Here is a 20200-nt window from a genome sequence, read left to right as displayed (position 1 = left end):
GGCCGGTCCGCAGCGGCGGACCGGCTTTTTTCATGGGTGCGTGCCATGGGTCACGCGGCCGCCGCCGGCAGGTCCGGGCGCAGCGGCCACGCCGGGTCCACCGGCTCCTCGCTGCCGTTGCGCGCGAACCACGTCTGCAGCCCGCGCGCCTGCGCCGCGTGCCACACCGCTTGCAGCGTGTGCAGCTCGGCGGGGGACAGGCGTTCCAGCCGGGACGCGAAACGCCGCCCGACCGCCCGGACCACGTCCAGCGCCGCCTGCGCGTCCGCCGCCGCGTCATGGGCGCCGTCCAGCACCACGCCGTACTGCGCGCACAGATCGGTCAGCGTGCGGCGGCCCTTGCGGTAGCGGTCCAGATGCTTGTCGAGCACCCGCGGGTCCAGGACCAGCAGCGGTGTCGACTCGAACCAGCGGGCCAGCGACGAGGCCCGGTGCCGGCGCAGCTCACGGTCGAGGAGCGTCAGATCGAACGGCGCGTTCATCACCACCAGCGGGCGCCCCCGCGCGGCCTGTTCGTGCAGCCCCATGGCTATCTCCTGCATCACCGGCGCCGGCCAGCGGCCGTTGCGCGCCAGGTGATCCTCCGTCAGTCCGTGCACCGCCGTCGCCTCGGCGGGCACCGGCACCCCCGGGTTCACCAGCCAGCGGCTCACCCGGGGCCGGGTGCCCGGCGCGTCCTGCACGACGAGAGCGGCCGACACGATCCGGTCGGTCTCCACGTCCACGCCCGTCGTCTCCGTGTCGAATGCCGCCAGGGGGCCCTCGTACCAGCACGTCATCCCAATCCAACTCCTCGCTCACCCGCGGCAGCTGACGTTCCGTCTCCTGCCGGTTTGGTGATACCCGGGCCGTTTGCGCCGTACGCCGGGAGGAGACAACACGGATACGGGTCCGTGCGGTTGAGGCGAAACGAGCCCTCGCGCGGGCACAACACGTTGCTGGGAAGGCTGTTGGCCATGGCGATAGCGCAGCCCGAGCGGGGCGGGCTGCTGCCCGGCCGCGTGGGCCCCCTTCGCGGTTCCCTCGCCACCACCGCGTGCATGGAGACCCTGCAGGTGGCCTATCTGCACGCGGTCGCCGCGGCGGCGGGCTGCTCGCTCTCCCAGCCCTTCCCCGACAACGGCATCGACTGGCACGTCAGCCACAGCGCGCCCGGACACACCGTCGACGACGAGGTCACCATCAAGGTGCAGCTCAAGGCGACCTACCAGGTCGCGCCGAATCCGCCCGGCCGCTCCTTCTCCTTCACCCTGGACAACGCCCACCTGGCCAAGCTCGCCCGCACCCCCGTCTCGGTGCACAAGATCCTCGTGGTGATGCTCGTGCCCAGGTCCCAGGACGACTGGCTGCGCGCCGGCCACGACCGCCTCGACCTCAGGCACTGCTGCTACTGGGTCAACCTCGCCGGACACCCCGTCACGGGCCGGCACCGCACCACCGTACGGATCCCCACCGCACGCATCTTCGACGACCGGGCGCTGTGCGAGATCATGACGCGGGTCGGGACCGGAGGCAGACCATGACCCACCGCCCGCTCGACGAGCCCCTGCGGCCGGTCCGGCCGCACCCCGAGGCCCGCTGGGACCGGCCGCCCGAGCCCGGCCGCGTCGACCCCGCCGTGCTCGCCGCCCTGCTGCACCGGCACGGCTGGCAGCGCCGCGGCGGCGCCCCCGGACGCTACGGCCGCTGGACCCCGCCCGGCCCCGGCGCCGCGCGCACCAGCCTGCTCGTCCCCGACAGCCGCGCCTACCCGGACAGCGAGGACCTGCTCGGTGAGGCCCTCACCGCCCTCGCCCGGCTCGCCACCCCCGCCGCGCGCGAGGTGCTGGCCGGCCTCACCGTGCCCAGCGACGAGATCCGCTGGTGGCGGGACGTCCCCGGCGGACCCGCCGGCACCGGTCCGTGGACCGCCGAGGAGCAGCTGCGCGCCGCCGCCCGCCGGACGCTGCTCGCCGCGGCGCTCGCCACCCGCGCGCGGGCCGGCTACCACGGCGCCCGGCACCGCCGCGCCGCCGCCGGCCTCCTGGACAACGTCTTGGTCGGCCCCGCGGCCGGCGGGCGCCGGCTGACCGCCTTCGTGCCCGTCGCCACCGGCCGCCCGCTCGCCGTACGCCTCCACCAGGCGCTCTACGCCACCCGCGAGGCCATCGACTACCGGCGCGCCACCGGCGCCATGGACGCCTTCGACGGCGCCGTCGAAGCGGGCGTCAGCCGCGAGCTCACCGAGGCGCTGATCAGCCTGGTGCACGGCACCGAGGGCGCCCGGGTCGCCGTCGCGTGGGCGCCCGCCGCCGGCACCCCCCAGGGCGCGGTCGCCTCCGCCGAGGCCGTCGAGTTCTCCCCGGGCGACCTGACCGTGCTGCGCGAGGCCGGGGACCGCTACCGCGGCGCCGAACCCTCCGTGCCGGTGGCGGTCACCGGGGCCGTCGTGCGCATGCACCGCTCCGGGCCGCGCGGCGCGGGCACCGTACGGCTGCGGGTGCTCGCCGGGGCCGACGTGCCGCACATCCGGCTCACCCTCGACGAGGAGGACTACCGCGTCGCCGGGCACGCCCACCTGGCCGGCGTGCCCGTGCGGGTGCGCGGGCGGCTGGAGAGCCGAGGCGGTTTCCGCCGGCTGACCGGGGCGTCCGCCGTCGTGCCGGTGCGGGTGGACGAAGGGGAGCGCGACCGGCTGATGAAGTCGCTCCAGGAGCACCTGGACTTCTTCGGGGAGGCGTGCGGCCAGGACACCTGCGGCGGGGACTGATTTCGCCTGCGAGGTCGAAGGCTCGGTACGATCCTGTCCTGCGCGCGCTCTCGGTATGGCGCCGCATCCACCTTCAGTCAGGAGAGACCGGTGTCAGACGTCCGTGTGATCATCCAACGCGATTCCGAGCGGGAAGAGCGCGTGGTGACGACGGGCACTACGGCCGCCGACCTCTTCGCCGGCGAGCGCTCGGTCATCGCGGCGCGCGTGGGCGGCGAGCTCAAGGACCTCTCGTACGAGCTCTCCGACGGCGACGAGGTCGAGGGCGTCGAGATCTCCTCCGAGGACGGCCTGAACATCCTGCGCCACTCCACCGCGCACGTGATGGCGCAGGCCGTGCAGGAGCTCTTCCCCGAGGCGAAGCTGGGCATCGGCCCGCCCGTCAAGGACGGCTTCTACTACGACTTCGACGTCGACAGGCCGTTCACGCCCGAGGATCTCAAGGCCATCGAGAAGAAGATGCAGGAGATCCAGAAGCGCGGGCAGAAGTTCGCCCGTCGCGTCGTCACCGACGAGGCCGCCCGCGAGGAGCTGGCGGACGAGCCGTACAAGCTGGAGCTGATCGGCCTCAAGGGATCCGCGTCCAGCGACGACGGCGCGGACGTCGAGGTCGGCGCCGGCGAGCTGACGATCTACGACAACCTGGACGCCAAGACCGGCGAGCTGTGCTGGAAGGACCTCTGCCGCGGTCCCCACCTGCCCTCCACCCGGAACATCCCGGCGTTCAAGCTGATGCGCAACGCGGCCGCCTACTGGCGCGGCAGCGAGAAGAACCCCATGCTCCAGCGCATCTACGGCACCGCCTGGCCCTCCAAGGAAGAGCTGAAGGCCCACCTCGACTTCCTCGCCGAGGCCGAGAAGCGCGACCACCGCAAGCTGGGCAGCGAGCTGGACCTGTTCTCCATCCCCGAGCAGATCGGCTCCGGCCTTGCTGTCTTCCACCCCAAGGGCGGCATCATCCGCCGGGTCATGGAGGACTACTCCCGCAAGCGGCACGAGGAGGCGGGCTACGAGTTCGTCTACACCCCGCACGCCACGAAGGGGAAGCTCTTCGAGACGTCCGGCCACCTCGACTGGTACGCCGAGGGCATGTACCCGCCCATGCAGCTCGACGAGGGCGTGGACTACTACCTCAAGCCCATGAACTGCCCGATGCACAACCTGATCTTCGACGCGCGCGGCCGGTCGTACCGTGAACTGCCGCTGCGCCTGTTCGAGTTCGGGACCGTGTACCGGTACGAGAAGTCGGGCGTCGTGCACGGCCTGACCCGTGCGCGCGGCTTCACCCAGGACGACGCGCACATCTACTGCACGCGCGAGCAGATGTCCGACGAGCTCGACAAGCTGCTCACCTTCGTCCTCGACCTGCTGCGCGACTACGGCCTGACCGACTTCTACCTGGAGCTGTCCACCAAGGACCCGGAGAAGTTCGTCGGCTCCGACGAGGTCTGGGAGGAGGCGACCGAGACGCTGCGCCAGGTCGCCGAGAAGCAGGGCCTGCCGCTGGTCCCGGACCCGGGCGGTGCCGCCTTCTACGGGCCGAAGATCTCCGTCCAGGCCAAGGACGCCATCGGCCGGACCTGGCAGATGTCGACGATCCAGCTCGACTTCAACCTGCCGGAGCGGTTCGACCTGGAGTACACCGCCGCCGACGGCACCAAGCAGCGGCCGGTCATGATCCACCGGGCCCTGTTCGGCTCGATCGAGCGCTTCTTCGCCGTGCTGCTGGAGCACTACGCGGGCGCCTTCCCGGCGTGGCTGGCGCCCGTGCAGGCGATCGGCATCCCGATCGGCGACGCGCACGTCGAGTACCTGGAGAAGTTCGCCGCGGAGGCGAAGAAGAAGGGGCTGCGGGTCGAGGTGGACTCCTCGTCCGACCGGATGCAGAAGAAGATCCGCAACGCCCAGAAGCAGAAGGTGCCCTTCATGGTCATCGCGGGCGACGAGGACATGTCGAACGGCTCGGTGTCCTTCCGCTACCGCGACGGCTCCCAGGAGAACGGCATCCCGTTCGACGAGGCCATCGCGAAGATCGTGAAGGTCGTGGAGGAGCGGACCCAGGTCTGATCCGGCGAGCGGGCCCGGCCCGGCGTTCTCAGGAGGCCCCCGGGGTGTGTCCCGGGGGCCTCTCGTCGTCCTCGCGGGAGAACACCTGGACCAGCCACGACGAGAACGAGCCCGTCACCGCGCCCAGCAGCGCCAGGCCGCAGGCCATCAGGCCCACCGCGATGACCCGCCCCAGCGGCGTGACGGGCGCGACATCGCCGTACCCCACGGTCGCCAGCGTGGCGCAGGTCCACCACACCGCGTCGCCGAAGGTCCGGATCGTGGCGTGCGGCGCCGTGTGCTCGTGGTGGTACACCGCCAGCGCGCCGGTGAAGCCGAGCAGGGCCACGGACAGGCCGGCGTACACGATCACCCGCAGGTGCAGCGCGAGCCGCGGACGCCCGTGGCGGCGCTGCACGGCCTCGTACGTCCTGACCACGCGGACCGGCCGCAGCAGGGGCAGCACCATGACCACGGCGTCCAGCCAGTGCCCGCGCACGAACGCCCGGCCCAGTCCGCTGAGCCGCCACCGCACGGCGTAGTCGACGACGAACAGCGCCCAGACCGCGCAGGTCACCGCCAGACACAGGTCCCGCCAGGGCCCGGCGAGGCCGTCCCCGAGGATCCGGGCCGCGTACGAGCCGAGGAAGAGCAGCGATCCCGCGGCGAGCGGGAGCGCGGTGCGCCGTTCCCACTCCGCCAGCCTGCTGTCGTCGTGCACCGGCCCAGCTTCGCCCGGGACGTCGTCGGCGCGGCCCCGGCGACACGCCGCGAACGGGCGAAGCCATATGCTGCACTGCATGACGAGTGAGCCGGAGCAGCAGATCGGAGTCGGGACGCAGGACGCGTTCCAGCGCCTGTGGACGCCCCACCGGATGGCCTACATCCAGGGCGAGAACAAGCCGACCGGTCCCGGAGCCGGTGACGGCTGTCCCTTCTGCTCCATCCCGGCCAAGTCCGACGAGGACGGGCTGATCGTCCGCCGTGGTGAGCAGGTGTACGCGGTGCTGAACCTGTACCCGTACAACGGCGGTCACCTGATGACCGTGCCGTACCGCCATGTCGCCGACTACACGGAGCTGACGGCCGCCGAGACGGCCGAGCTGGCCGAGCTGACCAAGCAGGCGATGACGGCGCTGCGCACCGCGTCCGGGGCGCACGGCTTCAACATCGGCATGAACCAGGGTTCGGTGGCCGGCGCGGGCATCGCCGCGCATCTCCACCAGCACATCGTGCCCCGGTGGGGCGGCGACACGAACTTCATGCCGGTCGTCGGTCACACCAAGGTGCTGCCGCAGCTCCTGGCGGACACCCGCACGATGCTGGCGCAGGCCTGGCCTTCCTGAGCCGCCCCCGCGCGGTGCCCTCGGATGCTCCCGAGCCCCCCGCATGACCGGAGCCCCCGGGTGTCCGGGGGGTCCGGGTGTCCGGGGGCTCCGGTGTCCGAGGGGCACCGTCACGCGTCGTAGACGTCCGCCTTGCGCGGTGACGGGTCCTGCACCGCCGTGCTGAGGAAGGCGGAGCGGGAGCCGAACTTCTCCGTGTCCACGCCGTTCTCCTTCAGCACCTTGATCGCCGCGGCGTGCACCACGCGGAGCACCGGGGTCGCGGCGCGCAGCGCGTCGTCGGCCATGAAGCGGTGGCGCCAGGGCTGGTCGGCCCAGGCGTGCCGCAGACCGAACGGCTCGGGGAGGGCTATCGAGCCGCCCAGCCAGTTCAGCAGCGGGGGATACCAGGTGATCGGCGCGCGGACGGCGAGCCGGACCACCTCGTCGCTGTTGACCAGCGGCAGCTTCACCGTGCGCGACTCCCACGGCTTGAGCGACTTGGTGACCGACTTGGTGGGCGCCTCGGACTTGGTGGTGAACAGGCCGTTCACCGGGCCCAGGGCGTGGCCGGTGACCTCGATGCGCAAGGTGGCGTGCAGCACGGTGACGGTGATCAGCATGGTGAGCACCAGCTGGCCGTCCCACAGCGTCCACTGGACGCCGAGGTAGTGCCGGTCCCCGGCGCCGAACTGCTGCTTGTTGCAGATCTCCTGTATGGCGTGCGGCTTGACCTGGTAGGCCTCCACGTCGGTGCCCTCCGGCCGGGAGACCGCCTTGGCGTTCTCACCGATCGGGGTCACGATCCAGTGCCGTATCGACGGGGCCGGGAAGCCGCCCGTGTTCAGCGGGCCGCGCTCCAGCATGCGCAGCTGGTCGTGGATCGACCGTATGACGTCCCAGCTGCGGAAGGGGTGGATCTCGCGGTCGGGGTGGGCCGGGACCAGCTCCTCGGCGAGCTGCCAGGAGCCCCAGCGGGTGCCCATGCCGAGGATGCCCTTGGGGCCGGCGTAGAACACCGAGTTCGACTGCTGTTCGGCGCTGAGCTTGGCCAGGGACTGGCGCAGCTGCTCGGCGGCGGTCTCGCCGGGGCTGCTGGGCACCGCCTCGGGCACCTTGGCGCCGATGCTGCTGCCCGACAGCAGGCCGTCCCAGCGGTCCCTGAGGTCCTTCGCGGTGCGCTCGCAGACCTGCTTGGCCCAGAACCAGCCGACGACCGGAGCGACGACCGCCGCGCGGGCGTACCAGCCCCAGAAGCCGCCGAACGGCAGCCGGATCAGCGCGATCACGGCGAGCGCGCCGACGGCGACCAGCAGGACGGTGGCCGCGGCGGAGACCCGCTTGTTGTCCCCCTTGGCCATGGTGGAGCGCAGCTGGAAGACCAGCAGCCACACCAGGAGGCCGGGCAGGAAGACCAGGCCGCACAGCGCCGTGATCGCGGTCAGCTTGTTGTCGCGCTCACGCCGGATGCGGTTGGCGGCCAGGCAGTGCTCGACGACCACCTGGGGCTGGGTCCCGAAGGACTGGATGAGCGGCTTGCGCCCGCTGCCCAGCATCCGGTCGACCACCGCGCGGGAGAACGCCTCGCCGAGGTTCGGCTTGAACAGGGCGAGCTTGCCGGGGTTCACGGTCGACTGGTGCCACTCGTTGTCGGCCTTCTTGATGTCCTCCACGGGGTTGTCCCGATAGGCCGCGGAGGCCAGCGCGAACGTCGCCGTCTGGCCTTCGTCGCCCGTGCGCGGCACCTGCGGCCCGAAGGTGTCCGCGTAACCGCTGTCAACGGTCATTCCCGCCCCCACTCGCCACGAACTGTCGTCCTGCGGCCTTCCCGACTTCCCTGCTTCGCACACCTGTTGATCAGGTCATCAGCGTATCCGCAGGCACCGGCATTCGTCGGCGGACGGCCGAAGCCGCCCGCCGATCCGGCAGGGAAGTGCCCCCACAGGCCACTTGGGCCTCCGGTGCCTCAACTAGGAGGCGGCCCGCTCCTGTTCGCGGAGGCGTTCGGCGACCTGCGTCGGCATGGGCTCGTGCCGGGCGTACCGGCGGTCGAACCGCGCGGTGCCGTGGGACAGGGAGCGCAGATCGATCGCGTACCGTCCGATCTCGATCTCGGGCACCTCTGCGCGCACCATCGTGCGCCCCCCGGGCGCCTGCTCGGTGCCCAGCAGCCGGCCGCGCCGCCCGGACAGGTCGCTCATCACGGCGCCCACGTACTCGTCGCCGACCAGGACGCTCACCTCGGCCACCGGCTCCAGCAGATGGATCTTCGCGTCGGCGGCGGCCTCCCGCAGCGCGAGCGCGCCGGCCGTCTGGAAGGCGGCGTCGGAGGAGTCCACGGAGTGCGCCTTGCCGTCGAGCAGGGTCACCCGGACGTCGATGAGCGGGTGGCCGGCGGCGACGCCCTTGGCGGCCTGCGCGCGTACGCCCTTCTCCACGGACGGGATGAACTGGCGCGGCACGGCACCGCCGACGACCTTGTCGACGAACTCGATGCCGGAGCCGCCCGGCAGCGGCTCGACCTCGATCTCGCAGATCGCGTACTGCCCGTGCCCGCCGGACTGCTTCACGTGCCGTCCGCGCCCGGCCGCCTTCGTCGCGAAGGTCTCGCGCAGGGAGACCCGGTGCGGTACGACGTCGACCTGGACGCCGTAGCGGCTGCGCAGCCGCTCCAGGGCGACGTCCGCGTGGGCCTCGCCCAGGCACCACAGCACCACCTGGTGGGTGTCCTGGTTCTGCTCCAGCCGCATGGTGGGGTCCTCGGCGACCAGCCGGGCCAGGCCCTGGGAGAGCTTGTCCTCGTCGGCCTTGCTGTGCGCCTGGATGGCGAGCGGCAGCAGCGGGTCGGGCATCTGCCAGGGCTCCATCAGGAGCGGGTCGTCCTTCGCGGACAGGGTGTCGCCGGTCTCCGCGCGGCCGAGTTTCGCCACGCACACCAGGTCACCGGCGACCGCGTGCGTGACCGGCCGCTGCTGTTTGCCGAACGGCACGGACAGCGCGCCGACGCGCTCGTCGACGTCGTGGTCCTCGTGGCCGCGGTCGGCGAGGCCGTGCCCGGAGACGTGGACGGTCTGGTCGGGGCGCAGGGTGCCGGAGAAGATCCGCACCAGGGAGACGCGGCCGACGTACGGGTCGGAGGCGGTCTTGACGACCTCGGCTACCAGCGGCCCGTCGACGTCGCACGGCTGCAGCTCGCGGGGCCGGCCGTCGAGGGTGGTGACCGCGGGGGTGGGGTGCTCGAACGGGGTGGGGAACCCGCGCGTGATCAGTTCGAGCAGCTCGACCGTGCCGATGCCCTGGCGGGCGCCCCCGGCGGCCGGCGCCGCGGCCAGGACGGGGTGGAAGGTGCCCCGGGCCACGGCCCGCTCCAGGTCCTCGATCAGCGTCTTGAGGTCGATCTCCTCGCCGCCGAGGTAGCGGTCCATGAGGGTCTCGTCCTCGCTCTCGGCGATGATCCCCTCGATGAGCCGGTTGCGGGCCTCGGCGATCATCGGCAGCTGGTCCTCGCCCGGCTCGGACTCCTTGCGCTCGCCGCTCGCGTAGTCGAACAGCTTCTGCGTCAGCAGCCCGGTCAGCCCGGTCACGGGACGGTGCCCGTCCGGTGCCTCGGGGCCGTGCAGCGGCAGGTACAGCGGCAGTACGGCGTCGGGGTCGTCGCCGCCGAACGCCTCGGCGCAGATCCGCGTCATCTCCTCGAAGTCCGCGCGGGCGGCCTCCAGGTGGGTGACGACGATCGCGCGGGGCATGCCGACGGCCGCGCACTCCTCCCAGACCATGCGGGTGGAGCCGTCCACGCCGTCGGAGGCGGAGACGACGAAGAGGGCCGCGTCCGCCGCACGCAGACCGGCCCGCAGTTCCCCGACGAAGTCGGCGTAGCCGGGGGTGTCGAGGAGGTTGATCTTGATTCCGTCCCATTCGACGGGCACCAGCGAGAGCTGCACCGAGCGCTGCTGGCGGTGCTCGATCTCGTCGTAGTCGGAGACGGTGCCGCCGTCCTCCACGCGGCCCGCCCGGTTCACCGCTCCCGCGGTCAGCGCGAGAGCCTCCACCAGCGTCGTCTTGCCCGATCCGGAGTGGCCGACCAGCACCACATTCCGTACGGACGCGGGGTGGTCGGCCGCCGTAGCCCTGCCGGCGGCTCCGGAGTGTACGTTCGTCTTGTCGCCCATGATCCTGCCTCCCGTGCACGGTGAGGTCACTGTGGGCGCGGACACGCGGGGGCCGCGTGTGGGGCGGCTCCGGCGACGCCCGCGATGCTTCGAGCTTTCCACTCCCGTCACGGCGCGTCCATACGAGCGACCGCCACCCGTCGCCGGCCGCGCGCCGCGGGCCGTCCGCCGGACGCCACGACGGGTGCGGGTGCCCGCCCGTCGCCCGCACGCGCGCGTGGCTACGATGGGCCAGCCGGTGGCCAGCAGGGGCCGCACGGCGACACCGACCCTCGGGAAGGCCATGCTGAACAAGTACGCGCGTGCATTCTTCACGCGTGTTCTCACACCGTTCGCCGCGTTTCTCATCCGCCGGGGCGTGAGCCCGGACACGGTCACGCTGATCGGCACCGCCGGTGTGGTCGCGGGAGCGCTGGTCTTCTACCCCCGGGGTGAGTTCTTCTGGGGCACGGTCGTGATCACGCTGTTCGTCTTCTCCGACCTGGTCGACGGGAACATGGCCCGCCAGCTGGGCCGCTCCAGCCGCTGGGGCGCCTTCCTGGACTCCACCCTGGACCGGGTCGCCGACGGCGCGATCTTCGGTGGCTTCGCCCTGTGGTACGCGGGCGGCGGCCACGACAACATCCTGTGCGCGGTGTCGATCTTCTGCCTGGCCAGCGGGCAGGTGGTGTCCTACACCAAGGCGCGCGGCGAGTCGATCGGGCTGCCGGTCGCCGTCAACGGGCTCGTCGAACGCGCCGAGCGGCTGGTGATCTCCCTGGTCGCGGCGGGCCTGGCGGGCCTGCACGCGTTCGGGGTGCCGGGCATCGACGTGCTGCTGCCGGTGGCGCTGTGGCTGGTCGCCGTGGGCAGCCTGGTCACGCTGGTGCAGCGGGTCGTCACGGTCCGCAGGGAGTCCGCGGAGGCGGAGGCGGCCGATCAGGCCGGCGCGGCCGGGACGGTCGAGACCGCGAAGAAGGCCCAGACGGCCGAGCAGGCCGGGACGGCCGCTCCTCAGGGGCCGGCCGCTCCTCAGGGTCCGGACAACGCCTCGCGGGGGAGTGAGGCGGCGACGTGAGCGCTCAGGACCGTCTGACGGACGCGCTGTACGGCCTCGGCTGGAGCACCGTCAAGAAGCTCCCCGAGCCGGTCGCGGTGCGGCTCGGCCGCACCATCGCCGACGCCGCCTGGAAGCAGCGCGGCAAGGGCGTGCTGCGGCTGGAGAGCAACTACGCGCGCGTGGTGCCCGGCGCGAGCCCCGAGCGGCTGGCGGAGCTGTCCCGCGCGGGCATGCGCTCGTACCTGCGCTACTGGATGGAGTCGTTCCGGCTCCCCGCGTGGAGCCCCGAGCGGATCGCGGCCGGCTTCGACCCCAAGGACCTGCACCACCTCACCGACGCCATCGCCGCCGGCAAGGGCGTCATCGCCGCCCTGCCGCACCTGGCCAACTGGGACCTGGCGGGCGCCTGGGTCACCACCAAGCTGAACATCCCGTTCACGACCGTCGCCGAGCGGCTGAAGCCGGAGACGCTCTACGACCGTTTCGTCGCCTACCGGGAAGGCCTCGGCATGGAGGTGCTGCCGCACAGCGGCGGCTCCGCCTTCGGTACGCTCGCCCGGCGGCTGCGCGACGGCGGGCTGGTCTGTCTGGTCGCCGACCGCGACCTGTCCGCGTCCGGCGTCGAGGTGACGTTCTTCGGCGACACCGCGCGGATGCCCGCCGGGCCCGCGCTGCTCGCCCAGCAGACCGGCGCGCTGTTGCTCCCGGTGACGCTCTGGTACGACGACTCGCCCGTCATGCGGGGACGGCTGCATCCCCCGATCGAGGTACCGCGGTCAGGTACCCGGGCCGAGAAGACGTCTGTGATGACACAGGCGCTGGCAGACGTCTTCGCCCAGGGAATCGCCGACCACCCGGAGGACTGGCACATGCTCCAGCGCCTGTGGCTCTCGGACCTCGACCCCGCGAAGGGGCCGTCGTGAGAATCGGCATCGTCTGCCCTTACTCGTGGGACGTGCCCGGCGGCGTCCAGTTCCACATCCGCGACCTCGCCGAGTACTTCATCCGCCTCGGCCACGAGGTGTCCGTCCTCGCCCCCGCCGACGACGACACCCCGCTGCCGCCGTACGTCGTCTCGGCGGGCCGCGCGGTGCCCGTGCCGTACAACGGCTCGGTGGCCCGGCTGAACTTCGGCTTCCTGTCGGCGGCGCGGGTGCGGCGGTGGCTGCACGACGGCGCGTTCGACGTGATCCACATCCACGAGCCGACCTCCCCGTCGCTGGGCCTGCTGACCTGCTGGGCCGCGCAGGGGCCGATCGTGGCCACGTTCCACACCTCCAACCCGCGCTCCCGCGCGATGATCGCCGCGTACTCGATCCTGCAGGCGGCGCTGGAGAAGATCAGCGCGCGCATCGCGGTCAGCGAGTACGCCCGCCGCACCCTGGTGGAACACCTCGGCGGCGACGCGGTGGTGATCCCCAACGGCGTCGACGTCGAATTCTTCGCCAAGGCCGAACCGAACCCGGACTGGCAGGGCGACACGATCGGTTTCATCGGGCGCATCGACGAGCCCCGCAAGGGCCTGCCGGTGCTGATGCGGGCGCTGCCCCGGATCCTCGCCGAACGCCCGCGGACGCGGCTGCTGGTCGCGGGCCGCGGCGACGAGGAGGAGGCGGTGGCCCCGCTGCCGGCCGAGCTGCGCTCGCGCGTGGAGTTCCTCGGCATGGTCAGCGACGAGGACAAGGCGCGGCTGCTGCGCAGCGTCGACCTGTACGTCGCCCCCAACACCGGCGGCGAGAGCTTCGGCATCATCCTCGTCGAGGCCATGTCCGCCGGCGCCCCCGTCCTGGCCTCCGACCTCGACGCCTTCGCCCAGGTCCTCGACCAGGGCGAGGCGGGCGAACTGTTCGCCAACGAGGACGCGGACGCCCTCGCGGAGGCGGCCCTGCGGCTCCTGGGCGACCCGGCCCGCCGCGCGGAACTGAGCGCCCGCGGCAGCGCCCACGTCCGTCGCTTCGACTGGTCGACCGTCGGCGCGGACATCCTCTCCGTCTACGAGACGGTCACGGCCGGCGCGGCGGCGGTAGCGGCGGACGACGGCCCACCCGTCGCGGGCGGCAACGGCCTGCGCGCACGCCTCAGGCTGGTGCGGGACTGAGCCGGGGGCCGCGGGGTTGTCGGCTCGGGCGCGCGCGGAAGGGACGGTCCGTGCGGAGCGGGGCGGCCGCGGGGGCGCTCCGCGGGGTCGTCGGCTCACGGTGGACGGGCGGGGCGCGACGGGGAGGTGACGGTCCGCGCGGGCGCGGCTGTCGCCGGGGGCGAGCTGCGTGGGGCTGCTTGGCCGGCCCTGTGACGTGGTCCGCTGACGAGGCGCGGGTGCGGCCCGCCCGCCGGAACGGCTGGGTCGGTGCGCTGTGAGACAGACGGGGCACGCGAAGGTGACTGGCCGGGGCCTTGGAATGGTCCGCCGACGCGGCCTCGCGTGCTGGAGCGGACACGCGACGCGAGACGCGCCCCCCGCGGACCGAGACGGGCACGCGCGGACCGAGAGGGGCACGCGCGGGGCCGGACCGGGCGGCGCCGCGAGACCGAGTGCGGCGCGGACTGAGACACGGACACGCGGCCCGTGACGCCCTCGCGCGGACGGAGATGGGCGCGCGAGGCGACAGGGCGGGATCAGGCGGCGCCGTGAGACCGAGTGCGGCACGGGCGGGCGTGATGCCGCCGGGCCGCGCGGGCGCCGACGGGCGCCGTCCGCGCGCGTCGACGCGGGCCCGCCGGCCGGCTGCTGCACGGCCCTCTCAGCCGCCCCGGCGGTACTTCCCCACCAGACACCACAGGCCGGAGCCCAGCTCCCCCGCAAGCCCGTCGGCAACCGTCACCGCGGGACCCCCGGCACCGGGCACCGCAGAACACCCGGCGGAGCCACACGCGGCGCCCCGGTAGCCTTGCCGCCCGTGACCGAAACCCTCATCTGGATCCTCGTCGGCCTCATCGCGATCGGCCTGTATCTGAGCTGGACGGCCGGCCGCCTGGACCGGCTGCACGCCCGGATCGACGCCGCCCGCGCCGCGCTCGACGCGCAGCTGCTGCGCAGGGCTTCGGTGGCGCAGGAGCTGGCGACGTCCGGGGTGCTCGACCCGGCCGCCTCCATCGTGCTCTACGAGGCCGCGCACGCCGCCCGGCAGGCCGAGGAGGAGCACCGGGAGGTCGCCGAGAGCGAACTGAGCCAGGCGCTGCGCGCCGTCTTCGCGGACGCCCAGCAGGTCGAGGTGGTCCGGGAGGTGCCCGGCGGCGAGGAGGCCGCGCGGGAGCTAGCGGAGGCCGTGCGCCGGGTGCCCATGGCCCGGCGCTTCCACAACGACGCCGTCGGCGCCGCCCGCCGGCTCCGCGAGCACCGCAAGGTCCGCTGGTTCCGGCTGGCCGGCCACGCGCCGTTCCCGCTGGCCTTCGAGATGGACGACGAGCCCCCGGCGGCCCTGCTGGACCGGTCCGCCTGAACGGACCGCGGCACCTCCACCTCAGGGAGAAACCGGGCATAGGCGGCGTTGACCGTCGGCTGCCAGGAGGGAAAACGAGCCACCGCCTTCTCATTGGCCCTTGCTGTGGCCTGGGCCTCTCCCGTTTCCTCGGTGATGCAGCAACCCTCTTTTCCCTGAGTGAGGTCAACCCGTGTCCACCACGCTCCCCAACTCCGCCCAGACCCCCGAGACCGGCACCGCGCGCGTGAAGCGCGGCATGGCCGAGCAGCTCAAGGGCGGCGTGATCATGGACGTCGTCACGCCGGAGCAGGCGAAGATCGCCGAGGACGCGGGCGCCGTCGCCGTCATGGCGCTGGAGCGCGTCCCGGCCGACATCCGCAAGGACGGCGGCGTGGCCCGCATGTCCGACCCGGACATGATCGAGGGCATCATCGACGCGGTCTCGATCCCCGTCATGGCCAAGTCGCGCATCGGCCACTTCGTCGAGGCCCAGGTCCTGCAGTCCCTCGGCGTGGACTACATCGACGAGTCCGAGGTCCTCACCCCGGCCGACGAGGTCAACCACTCCGACAAGTGGGCGTTCACCACCCCCTTCGTCTGCGGCGCCACCAACCTCGGCGAGGCCCTGCGCCGCATCGCCGAGGGTGCCGCGATGATCCGCTCCAAGGGCGAGGCCGGCACCGGCAACGTCGTCGAGGCGGTCCGCCACCTGCGCCAGATCAAGAACGACATCGCCCGCCTGCGCGGCCTCGACAACCACGAGCTGTACGCCGCCGCCAAGGAGCTGCGCGCCCCGTACGAGCTGGTCAAGGAGGTCGCCGAGCTGGGCAAGCTCCCGGTCGTGCTGTTCTCCGCCGGCGGCGTGGCCACTCCGGCCGACGCCGCGCTGATGCGTCAGCTGGGCGCCGAGGGCGTCTTCGTCGGCTCCGGCATCTTCAAGTCCGGCGACCCGGCCAAGCGCGCCGCCGCAATCGTGAAGGCCACCACCTTCTACGACGACCCGAAGATCATCGCGGACGCGTCCCGCAACCTCGGCGAGGCCATGGTCGGCATCAACTGCGACACCCTCCCCGAGACCGAGCGCTACGCCAACCGCGGCTGGTAAGCACCCCCCACGGCACCTTCGAGGACTGCACGTACATGACCGACGCACCCGTCATCGGCGTCCTGGCCCTCCAGGGCGACGTACGGGAGCACCTGATCGCCCTGGCCGCGGCCGACGCCGTGGCCAGGCCGGTGAGGCGCCCCGAGGAACTCGCCGAGGTGGACGGCCTCGTCCTGCCCGGCGGCGAGTCCACCACCATCTCCAAGCTGGCCGTCCTGTTCGGCGTGATGGAGCCCCTCCGCGCTCGCGTGCGGGACGGAATGCCGGTCTACGGCACCTGCGCGGGCCTGATCATGCTCGCCGACAAGATCCTCGATCCGCGTTCGGGCCAGGAGACGGTCGGCGGCATCGACATGATCGTCCGCCGCAACGCCTTCGGACGCCAGAACGAGTCCTTCGAGGCGGCCGTCGACGTCAAGGGCATCGAGGGCGACCCCGTGGAGGGCGTCTTCATCCGCGCCCCCTGGGTGGAGTCCGTCGGCGCGCGGGCCGAGGTGCTGGCCGAGTACGACGGCCACATCGTCGCCGTACGCCAGGGCAACGCGCTGGCCACGTCGTTCCACCCGGAGCTGACCGGCGACCACCGCGTGCACTCCCTTTTCGTCGACATGGTGCGCGCGAACCGGGAAGCGGAGTCCTTGTAGGATTCCTGGCGTTCGTATCTGGATGGGTTACGCGAAGGAGACAGGCAGATGTCCGGCCACTCTAAATGGGCCACGACGAAGCACAAGAAGGCCGTGATCGACGCCAAGCGCGGCAAGCTCTTCGCGAAGCTGATCAAGAACATCGAGGTCGCGGCCCGCATGGGCGGCGCCGACCCGGACGGCAACCCGACGCTGTACGACGCCATCCAGAAGGCGAAGAAGAGCTCGGTCCCGAACAAGAACATCGACTCCGCGGTCAAGCGCGGCGCCGGCCTGGAGGCCGGTGGCGCCGACTACGAGACGATCATGTACGAGGGCTACGGCCCGAACGGTGTCGCGGTGCTCATCGAGTGTCTGACCGACAACCGCAACCGCGCGGCCTCCGAGGTCCGCGTCGCCATGACCCGCAACGGCGGCTCCATGGCCGACCCGGGCTCGGTGTCGTACCTGTTCAACCGCAAGGGCGTCATCATCGTCCCCAAGGGCGAGCTGACCGAGGACGACGTCCTCGCCGCCGTCCTGGACGCGGGCGCCGAGGAGGTCAACGACCTCGGCGAGACGTTCGAGGTCATCAGCGAGCCGTCCGACCTGGTCGCGGTCCGCACCGCCCTCCAGGACGCCGGCATCGACTACGAGTCCGCCGACGCCAACTTCGTCCCGACCATGCAGGTCGAGCTGGACGAGGAGGGCGCCAAGAAGATCTTCAAGCTGATCGACGCGCTGGAGGACAGCGACGACGTGCAGAACGTCTTCGCCAACTTCGACGTCAGCGACGAGATCATGGAGAAGGTCGGCGCCTGACGCGCCCGGCAGCGCGGCGCCGAGCCGGCCGGACGACCAGAGCCGACCGAACGAGCAGAGCAGGCCGAGCGAGCCGAACGAGCCGAACGGGCCGACGGGACACACCCCGTCGGCCCGTCGCTTTGCGCGGCGTTGTCAGTGGCACCCGATAGCCTGCACAAACTGGGGGTACCGCCCAGCGAAGCTGGGGGAGAACGAAGGAGGGGCGGGTGCGCGTACTGGGGGTGGACCCGGGGCTGACCCGGTGCGGTGTGGGAGTGGTCGAGGGCGTGCCCGGCCGGCCGCTCGCCATGCTCGGCGTCGGTGTGGTGCGCACACCCGTCGACGCGGAGCTGGGCGACCGCCTCGTCGCCGTGGAGCAGGGCATCGAGGCGTGGCTCGACGAACACCGCCCCGAGTACGTCGCGGTGGAGCGCGTCTTCAGCCAGCACAACGTGCGCACGGTGATGGGCACCGCCCAGGCCAGCGCCGTCGCCATGCTGTGCGCCGCCCGCCGCGGCATCCCCGTCGCCCTGCACACCCCCAGCGAGGTCAAGGCCGCCGTCACCGGCTCGGGCCGCGCCGACAAGGCCCAGGTCGGCGCCATGGTCACCCGCCTGCTGCGCCTCTCCGCGCCCCCGAAGCCCGCCGACGCCGCCGACGCCCTCGCGCTCGCCATCTGCCACATCTGGCGCGCCCCCGCGCAGAACAGACTCCGGCAGGCCGCCGCCCAGAACCGCCTCCAGCAGGCGGTCGCCCGCCACGCGGCGGCCCAGGCGGCACAAGCGCCCCAGGCAGCGCCAACGCCCCAGGCGGCGCGAGCGCCGCAGGCCCCCCGAGCAGCACACGCAACGCAAGCAACGAAAGGCCGTACGACATGATCGCCTTCGTCAGCGGCACGGTCGCCGCCCTCGCCCCGGACACCGCGGTGATCGAGGTCGGCGGTGTCGGCATGGCCGTCCAGTGCACGCCCAACACCCTGTCCACGCTCCGCGTGGGGCAGCCCGCCAAGCTCGCCACCTCGCTCGTGGTCCGCGAGGACTCCCTCACGCTGTACGGCTTTGCCGACGACGACGAGCGCCAGGTCTTCGAGCTGCTCCAGACCGCGAGCGGCGTCGGCCCCCGCCTTGCCCAGGCCATGCTCGCCGTGCACACGCCCGACGCCCTGCGCCGAGCGGTCTCCACCGGCGACGAGAAGGCGCTCACGGCCGTCCCCGGCATCGGCAAGAAGGGCGCCCAGAAGCTGCTGCTGGAACTGAAGGACCGCCTCGGCGAACCCCTCGGCGCCCCCGCCGTCGGAGCCCCGGTGAGCAACGGCTGGCGCGACCAGCTGCACGCCGCCCTCATCGGTCTGGGCTACGCGGCCCGGGAGGCCGACGAGGCCGTCGCCGCCGTCGCCCCCCAGGCCGAGGCCGCCGAGGGCACACCGCAGGTGGGCCTGCTGCTGAAGGCCGCGCTGCAGACCCTCAACAGAGCCCGCTGACGGCCCCGCGCCCCCGCACGGCCCGGCGCGCGGGCCCCCGCGCGGAGCCCACCGCCCGCTCCACGCGCCCCCGCTCCGCGCCCCCCGCGGGACCCGCGCCGCCCGAGGCGACGCGCCCCGGCCGCGATTCGACCGGAAACCGTCCCCGCGCGGCCCCCGCACCCGACTCCCGCCCCCATCCGACCGCGACCCCCGAGGCACTCTCCATGAACTGGGACGACACGACCGACACCTCCGCCGCGGAGCGGCTCGTCGGTGCGTCCGCCGACCGCGAGGACCAGGCCGTCGAAGCCGCGCTGCGCCCCAAGGACCTGGGCGAGTTCATCGGCCAGGAGAAGGTCCGCGAACAGCTGGACCTGGTGCTGCGCGCCGCCCGCGCGCGCGGCGCCACTGCCGACCACGTGCTGCTCTCCGGTGCCCCGGGCCTCGGCAAGACCACCCTGTCGATGATCATCGCGGCGGAGATGGGCGCCCCCATCCGCATCACCTCCGGCCCCGCCATCCAGCACGCCGGCGACCTCGCGGCGATCCTCTCCTCCCTCCAGGAGGGCGAGGTCCTCTTCCTCGACGAGATCCACCGCATGTCCCGCCCCGCCGAGGAGATGCTGTACATGGCGATGGAGGACTTCCGCGTCGACGTCATCGTCGGCAAGGGCCCCGGCGCCACCGCCATCCCCCTGGAACTGCCCCCGTTCACCCTGGTCGGCGCCACCACCCGGGCCGGACTGCTGCCGCCCCCGCTGCGCGACCGCTTCGGCTTCACCGCGCACATGGAGTTCTACGAACCCGCCGAACTGCAGCGCGTGATCCACCGCTCGGCGAGCCTGCTCGACGTGGAGATCGACCCCGACGGCGCCGCCGAGATCGCCGGCCGCTCCCGCGGCACGCCCCGGATCGCCAACCGCCTGCTGCGCCGGGTGCGCGACTACGCGCAGGTCAAGGCCGACGGCGTCATCACCCGGGAGATCGCCGCGGCCGCCCTCGCCGTCTACGAGGTCGACGCGCGCGGCCTCGACCGCCTGGACCGGGCCGTCCTGGAGGCCCTGCTCAAGCTGTTCGGCGGCGGACCGGTCGGCCTGTCCACGCTCGCCGTCGCGGTGGGGGAGGAGCGCGAGACCGTCGAGGAGGTCGCCGAACCCTTCCTGGTCCGCGAGGGCCTGCTGGCCCGCACCCCCCGCGGGCGGGTCGCCACCCCGGCCGCATGGGCGCATCTCGGCCTCACTCCGCCGGGACCGCAGCCGCAGGGAAACGGACAACAGGACCTGTTCGGGACGTGACGGCGAGGGATTCACCCGAGCAGGAACTCCGGTGTCATGCTGAGCGTTGTTCCCTGCGCGCGGACTCGCTTAGACTCCGCCGATGCCGCCTAAGCCGGCGGCGCGCAAACCCCCAACCATCAGGCCGCTCATCATCGCGGTCGTGTGAAGGAAGTACCGAC

The 20200-nt window shown here is 72.6% G+C and carries 18 protein-coding genes; 14 read left to right on the top strand and 4 right to left on the bottom strand.

Annotation, left to right across the window (positions count from 1 at the left end; all coding sequences use genetic code 11):
* Window positions 1-50: 50 nt before the first annotated feature.
* Window positions 51-779, bottom strand: a complete 729-nt coding sequence (locus tag G7Z13_RS06015) for a 3'-5' exonuclease (RefSeq protein ID WP_165996758.1) — start codon at window positions 777-779, stop codon at window positions 51-53.
* Between the two features lie 177 nt (window positions 780-956).
* Here G7Z13_RS06015 and G7Z13_RS06010 point away from each other — a divergent pair, with 177 nt between their 5' ends.
* From G7Z13_RS06010 to thrS, 3 genes are all read left to right on the top strand, one after another.
* Window positions 957-1523, top strand: a complete 567-nt coding sequence (locus tag G7Z13_RS06010; RefSeq protein WP_165996756.1) for a DUF4365 domain-containing protein — start codon at window positions 957-959, stop codon at window positions 1521-1523.
* Entirely contained in the window at window positions 1520-2749 is a 1230-nt protein-coding gene (locus G7Z13_RS06005) for a hypothetical protein (RefSeq protein WP_165996754.1), read from the top strand. The genes G7Z13_RS06010 and G7Z13_RS06005 overlap by 4 nt, the downstream gene beginning before the upstream one ends.
* A gap of 90 nt (window positions 2750-2839) precedes the next feature.
* Window positions 2840-4816 (top strand): threonine--tRNA ligase, encoded by a 1977-nt coding sequence (thrS, locus tag G7Z13_RS06000; protein WP_165996752.1) that lies wholly within the window; start codon window positions 2840-2842, stop codon window positions 4814-4816.
* A gap of 28 nt (window positions 4817-4844) precedes the next feature.
* Here the strand turns inward: thrS and G7Z13_RS05995 are convergent, their stop codons facing one another.
* Window positions 4845-5516, bottom strand: a complete 672-nt coding sequence (locus G7Z13_RS05995; RefSeq protein WP_165996751.1) for a potassium channel family protein — start codon at window positions 5514-5516, stop codon at window positions 4845-4847.
* Between the two features lie 67 nt (window positions 5517-5583).
* Between G7Z13_RS05995 and G7Z13_RS05990 the strand changes: the two genes are divergently transcribed.
* Window positions 5584-6141, top strand: a complete 558-nt coding sequence (locus G7Z13_RS05990) for an HIT domain-containing protein (protein ID WP_165996748.1) — start codon at window positions 5584-5586, stop codon at window positions 6139-6141.
* Window positions 6142-6251: 110 nt separating this feature from the next.
* On the opposite strand, the gene G7Z13_RS05985 is transcribed toward G7Z13_RS05990, so the two are convergent.
* Together G7Z13_RS05985 and G7Z13_RS05980 are read right to left on the bottom strand one after the other, a co-directional pair.
* Window positions 6252-7907: a hypothetical protein gene (locus tag G7Z13_RS05985; protein WP_165996746.1), complete on the bottom strand. Its 1656-nt coding sequence runs from the start codon at window positions 7905-7907 to the stop codon at window positions 6252-6254.
* Between the two features lie 183 nt (window positions 7908-8090).
* Window positions 8091-10289, bottom strand: a complete 2199-nt coding sequence (locus G7Z13_RS05980) for an elongation factor G-like protein EF-G2 (protein ID WP_165996744.1) — start codon at window positions 10287-10289, stop codon at window positions 8091-8093.
* A gap of 283 nt (window positions 10290-10572) precedes the next feature.
* Between G7Z13_RS05980 and pgsA the strand changes: the two genes are divergently transcribed.
* From pgsA to ruvB, 10 genes are all read left to right on the top strand, one after another.
* Window positions 10573-11346 carry a phosphatidylinositol phosphate synthase gene (gene pgsA / locus G7Z13_RS05975; protein ID WP_166004687.1) on the top strand — a complete coding sequence of 258 codons (774 nt, stop codon included), beginning with the start codon at window positions 10573-10575 and terminating at the stop codon, window positions 11344-11346.
* Window positions 11343-12251, top strand: coding sequence for a phosphatidylinositol mannoside acyltransferase (locus G7Z13_RS05970; RefSeq protein WP_165996741.1), 909 nt, complete (start codon window positions 11343-11345; stop codon window positions 12249-12251). The genes pgsA and G7Z13_RS05970 overlap by 4 nt, the downstream gene beginning before the upstream one ends.
* Complete coding sequence (locus G7Z13_RS05965) at window positions 12248-13426, top strand: glycosyltransferase family 4 protein (RefSeq protein WP_165996739.1); 1179 nt, start codon at window positions 12248-12250, stop codon at window positions 13424-13426. Before G7Z13_RS05970 ends, G7Z13_RS05965 begins: the two co-directional genes overlap by 4 nt.
* Before the next feature lie 799 nt (window positions 13427-14225).
* A complete protein-coding gene (locus G7Z13_RS05960; protein WP_165996737.1) occupies window positions 14226-14768 on the top strand; it encodes a hypothetical protein in 543 nt (180 codons plus the stop codon).
* Window positions 14769-14940: 172 nt separating this feature from the next.
* Window positions 14941-15855 (top strand): pyridoxal 5'-phosphate synthase lyase subunit PdxS, encoded by a 915-nt coding sequence (gene pdxS / locus G7Z13_RS05955; protein ID WP_165996736.1) that lies wholly within the window; start codon window positions 14941-14943, stop codon window positions 15853-15855.
* A 35-nt stretch (window positions 15856-15890) separates the two neighbouring features.
* Window positions 15891-16499: a pyridoxal 5'-phosphate synthase glutaminase subunit PdxT gene (pdxT, locus tag G7Z13_RS05950; protein WP_165996734.1), complete on the top strand. Its 609-nt coding sequence runs from the start codon at window positions 15891-15893 to the stop codon at window positions 16497-16499.
* Between the two features lie 48 nt (window positions 16500-16547).
* Complete coding sequence (locus G7Z13_RS05945; RefSeq protein ID WP_165996732.1) at window positions 16548-17300, top strand: YebC/PmpR family DNA-binding transcriptional regulator; 753 nt, start codon at window positions 16548-16550, stop codon at window positions 17298-17300.
* A 209-nt stretch (window positions 17301-17509) separates the two neighbouring features.
* Window positions 17510-18160, top strand: coding sequence for a crossover junction endodeoxyribonuclease RuvC (ruvC, locus tag G7Z13_RS05940; RefSeq protein WP_165996730.1), 651 nt, complete (start codon window positions 17510-17512; stop codon window positions 18158-18160).
* Window positions 18157-18762: a Holliday junction branch migration protein RuvA gene (gene ruvA, locus G7Z13_RS05935; protein ID WP_165996728.1), complete on the top strand. Its 606-nt coding sequence runs from the start codon at window positions 18157-18159 to the stop codon at window positions 18760-18762. Before ruvC ends, ruvA begins: the two co-directional genes overlap by 4 nt.
* Window positions 18763-18968: 206 nt before the next feature.
* Entirely contained in the window at window positions 18969-20039 is a 1071-nt protein-coding gene (gene ruvB / locus G7Z13_RS05930) for a Holliday junction branch migration DNA helicase RuvB (RefSeq protein ID WP_165996726.1), read from the top strand.
* The last annotated feature ends 161 nt before the right edge of the window (window positions 20040-20200 follow it).

Source organism: Streptomyces sp. JB150 (assembly GCF_011193355.1).
Taxonomy (GTDB): Bacteria; Actinomycetota; Actinomycetes; order Streptomycetales; family Streptomycetaceae; genus Streptomyces.
Note: the sequence above shows the minus strand (reverse complement) of the source record. Positions and strands in the feature narration are given on the sequence as shown.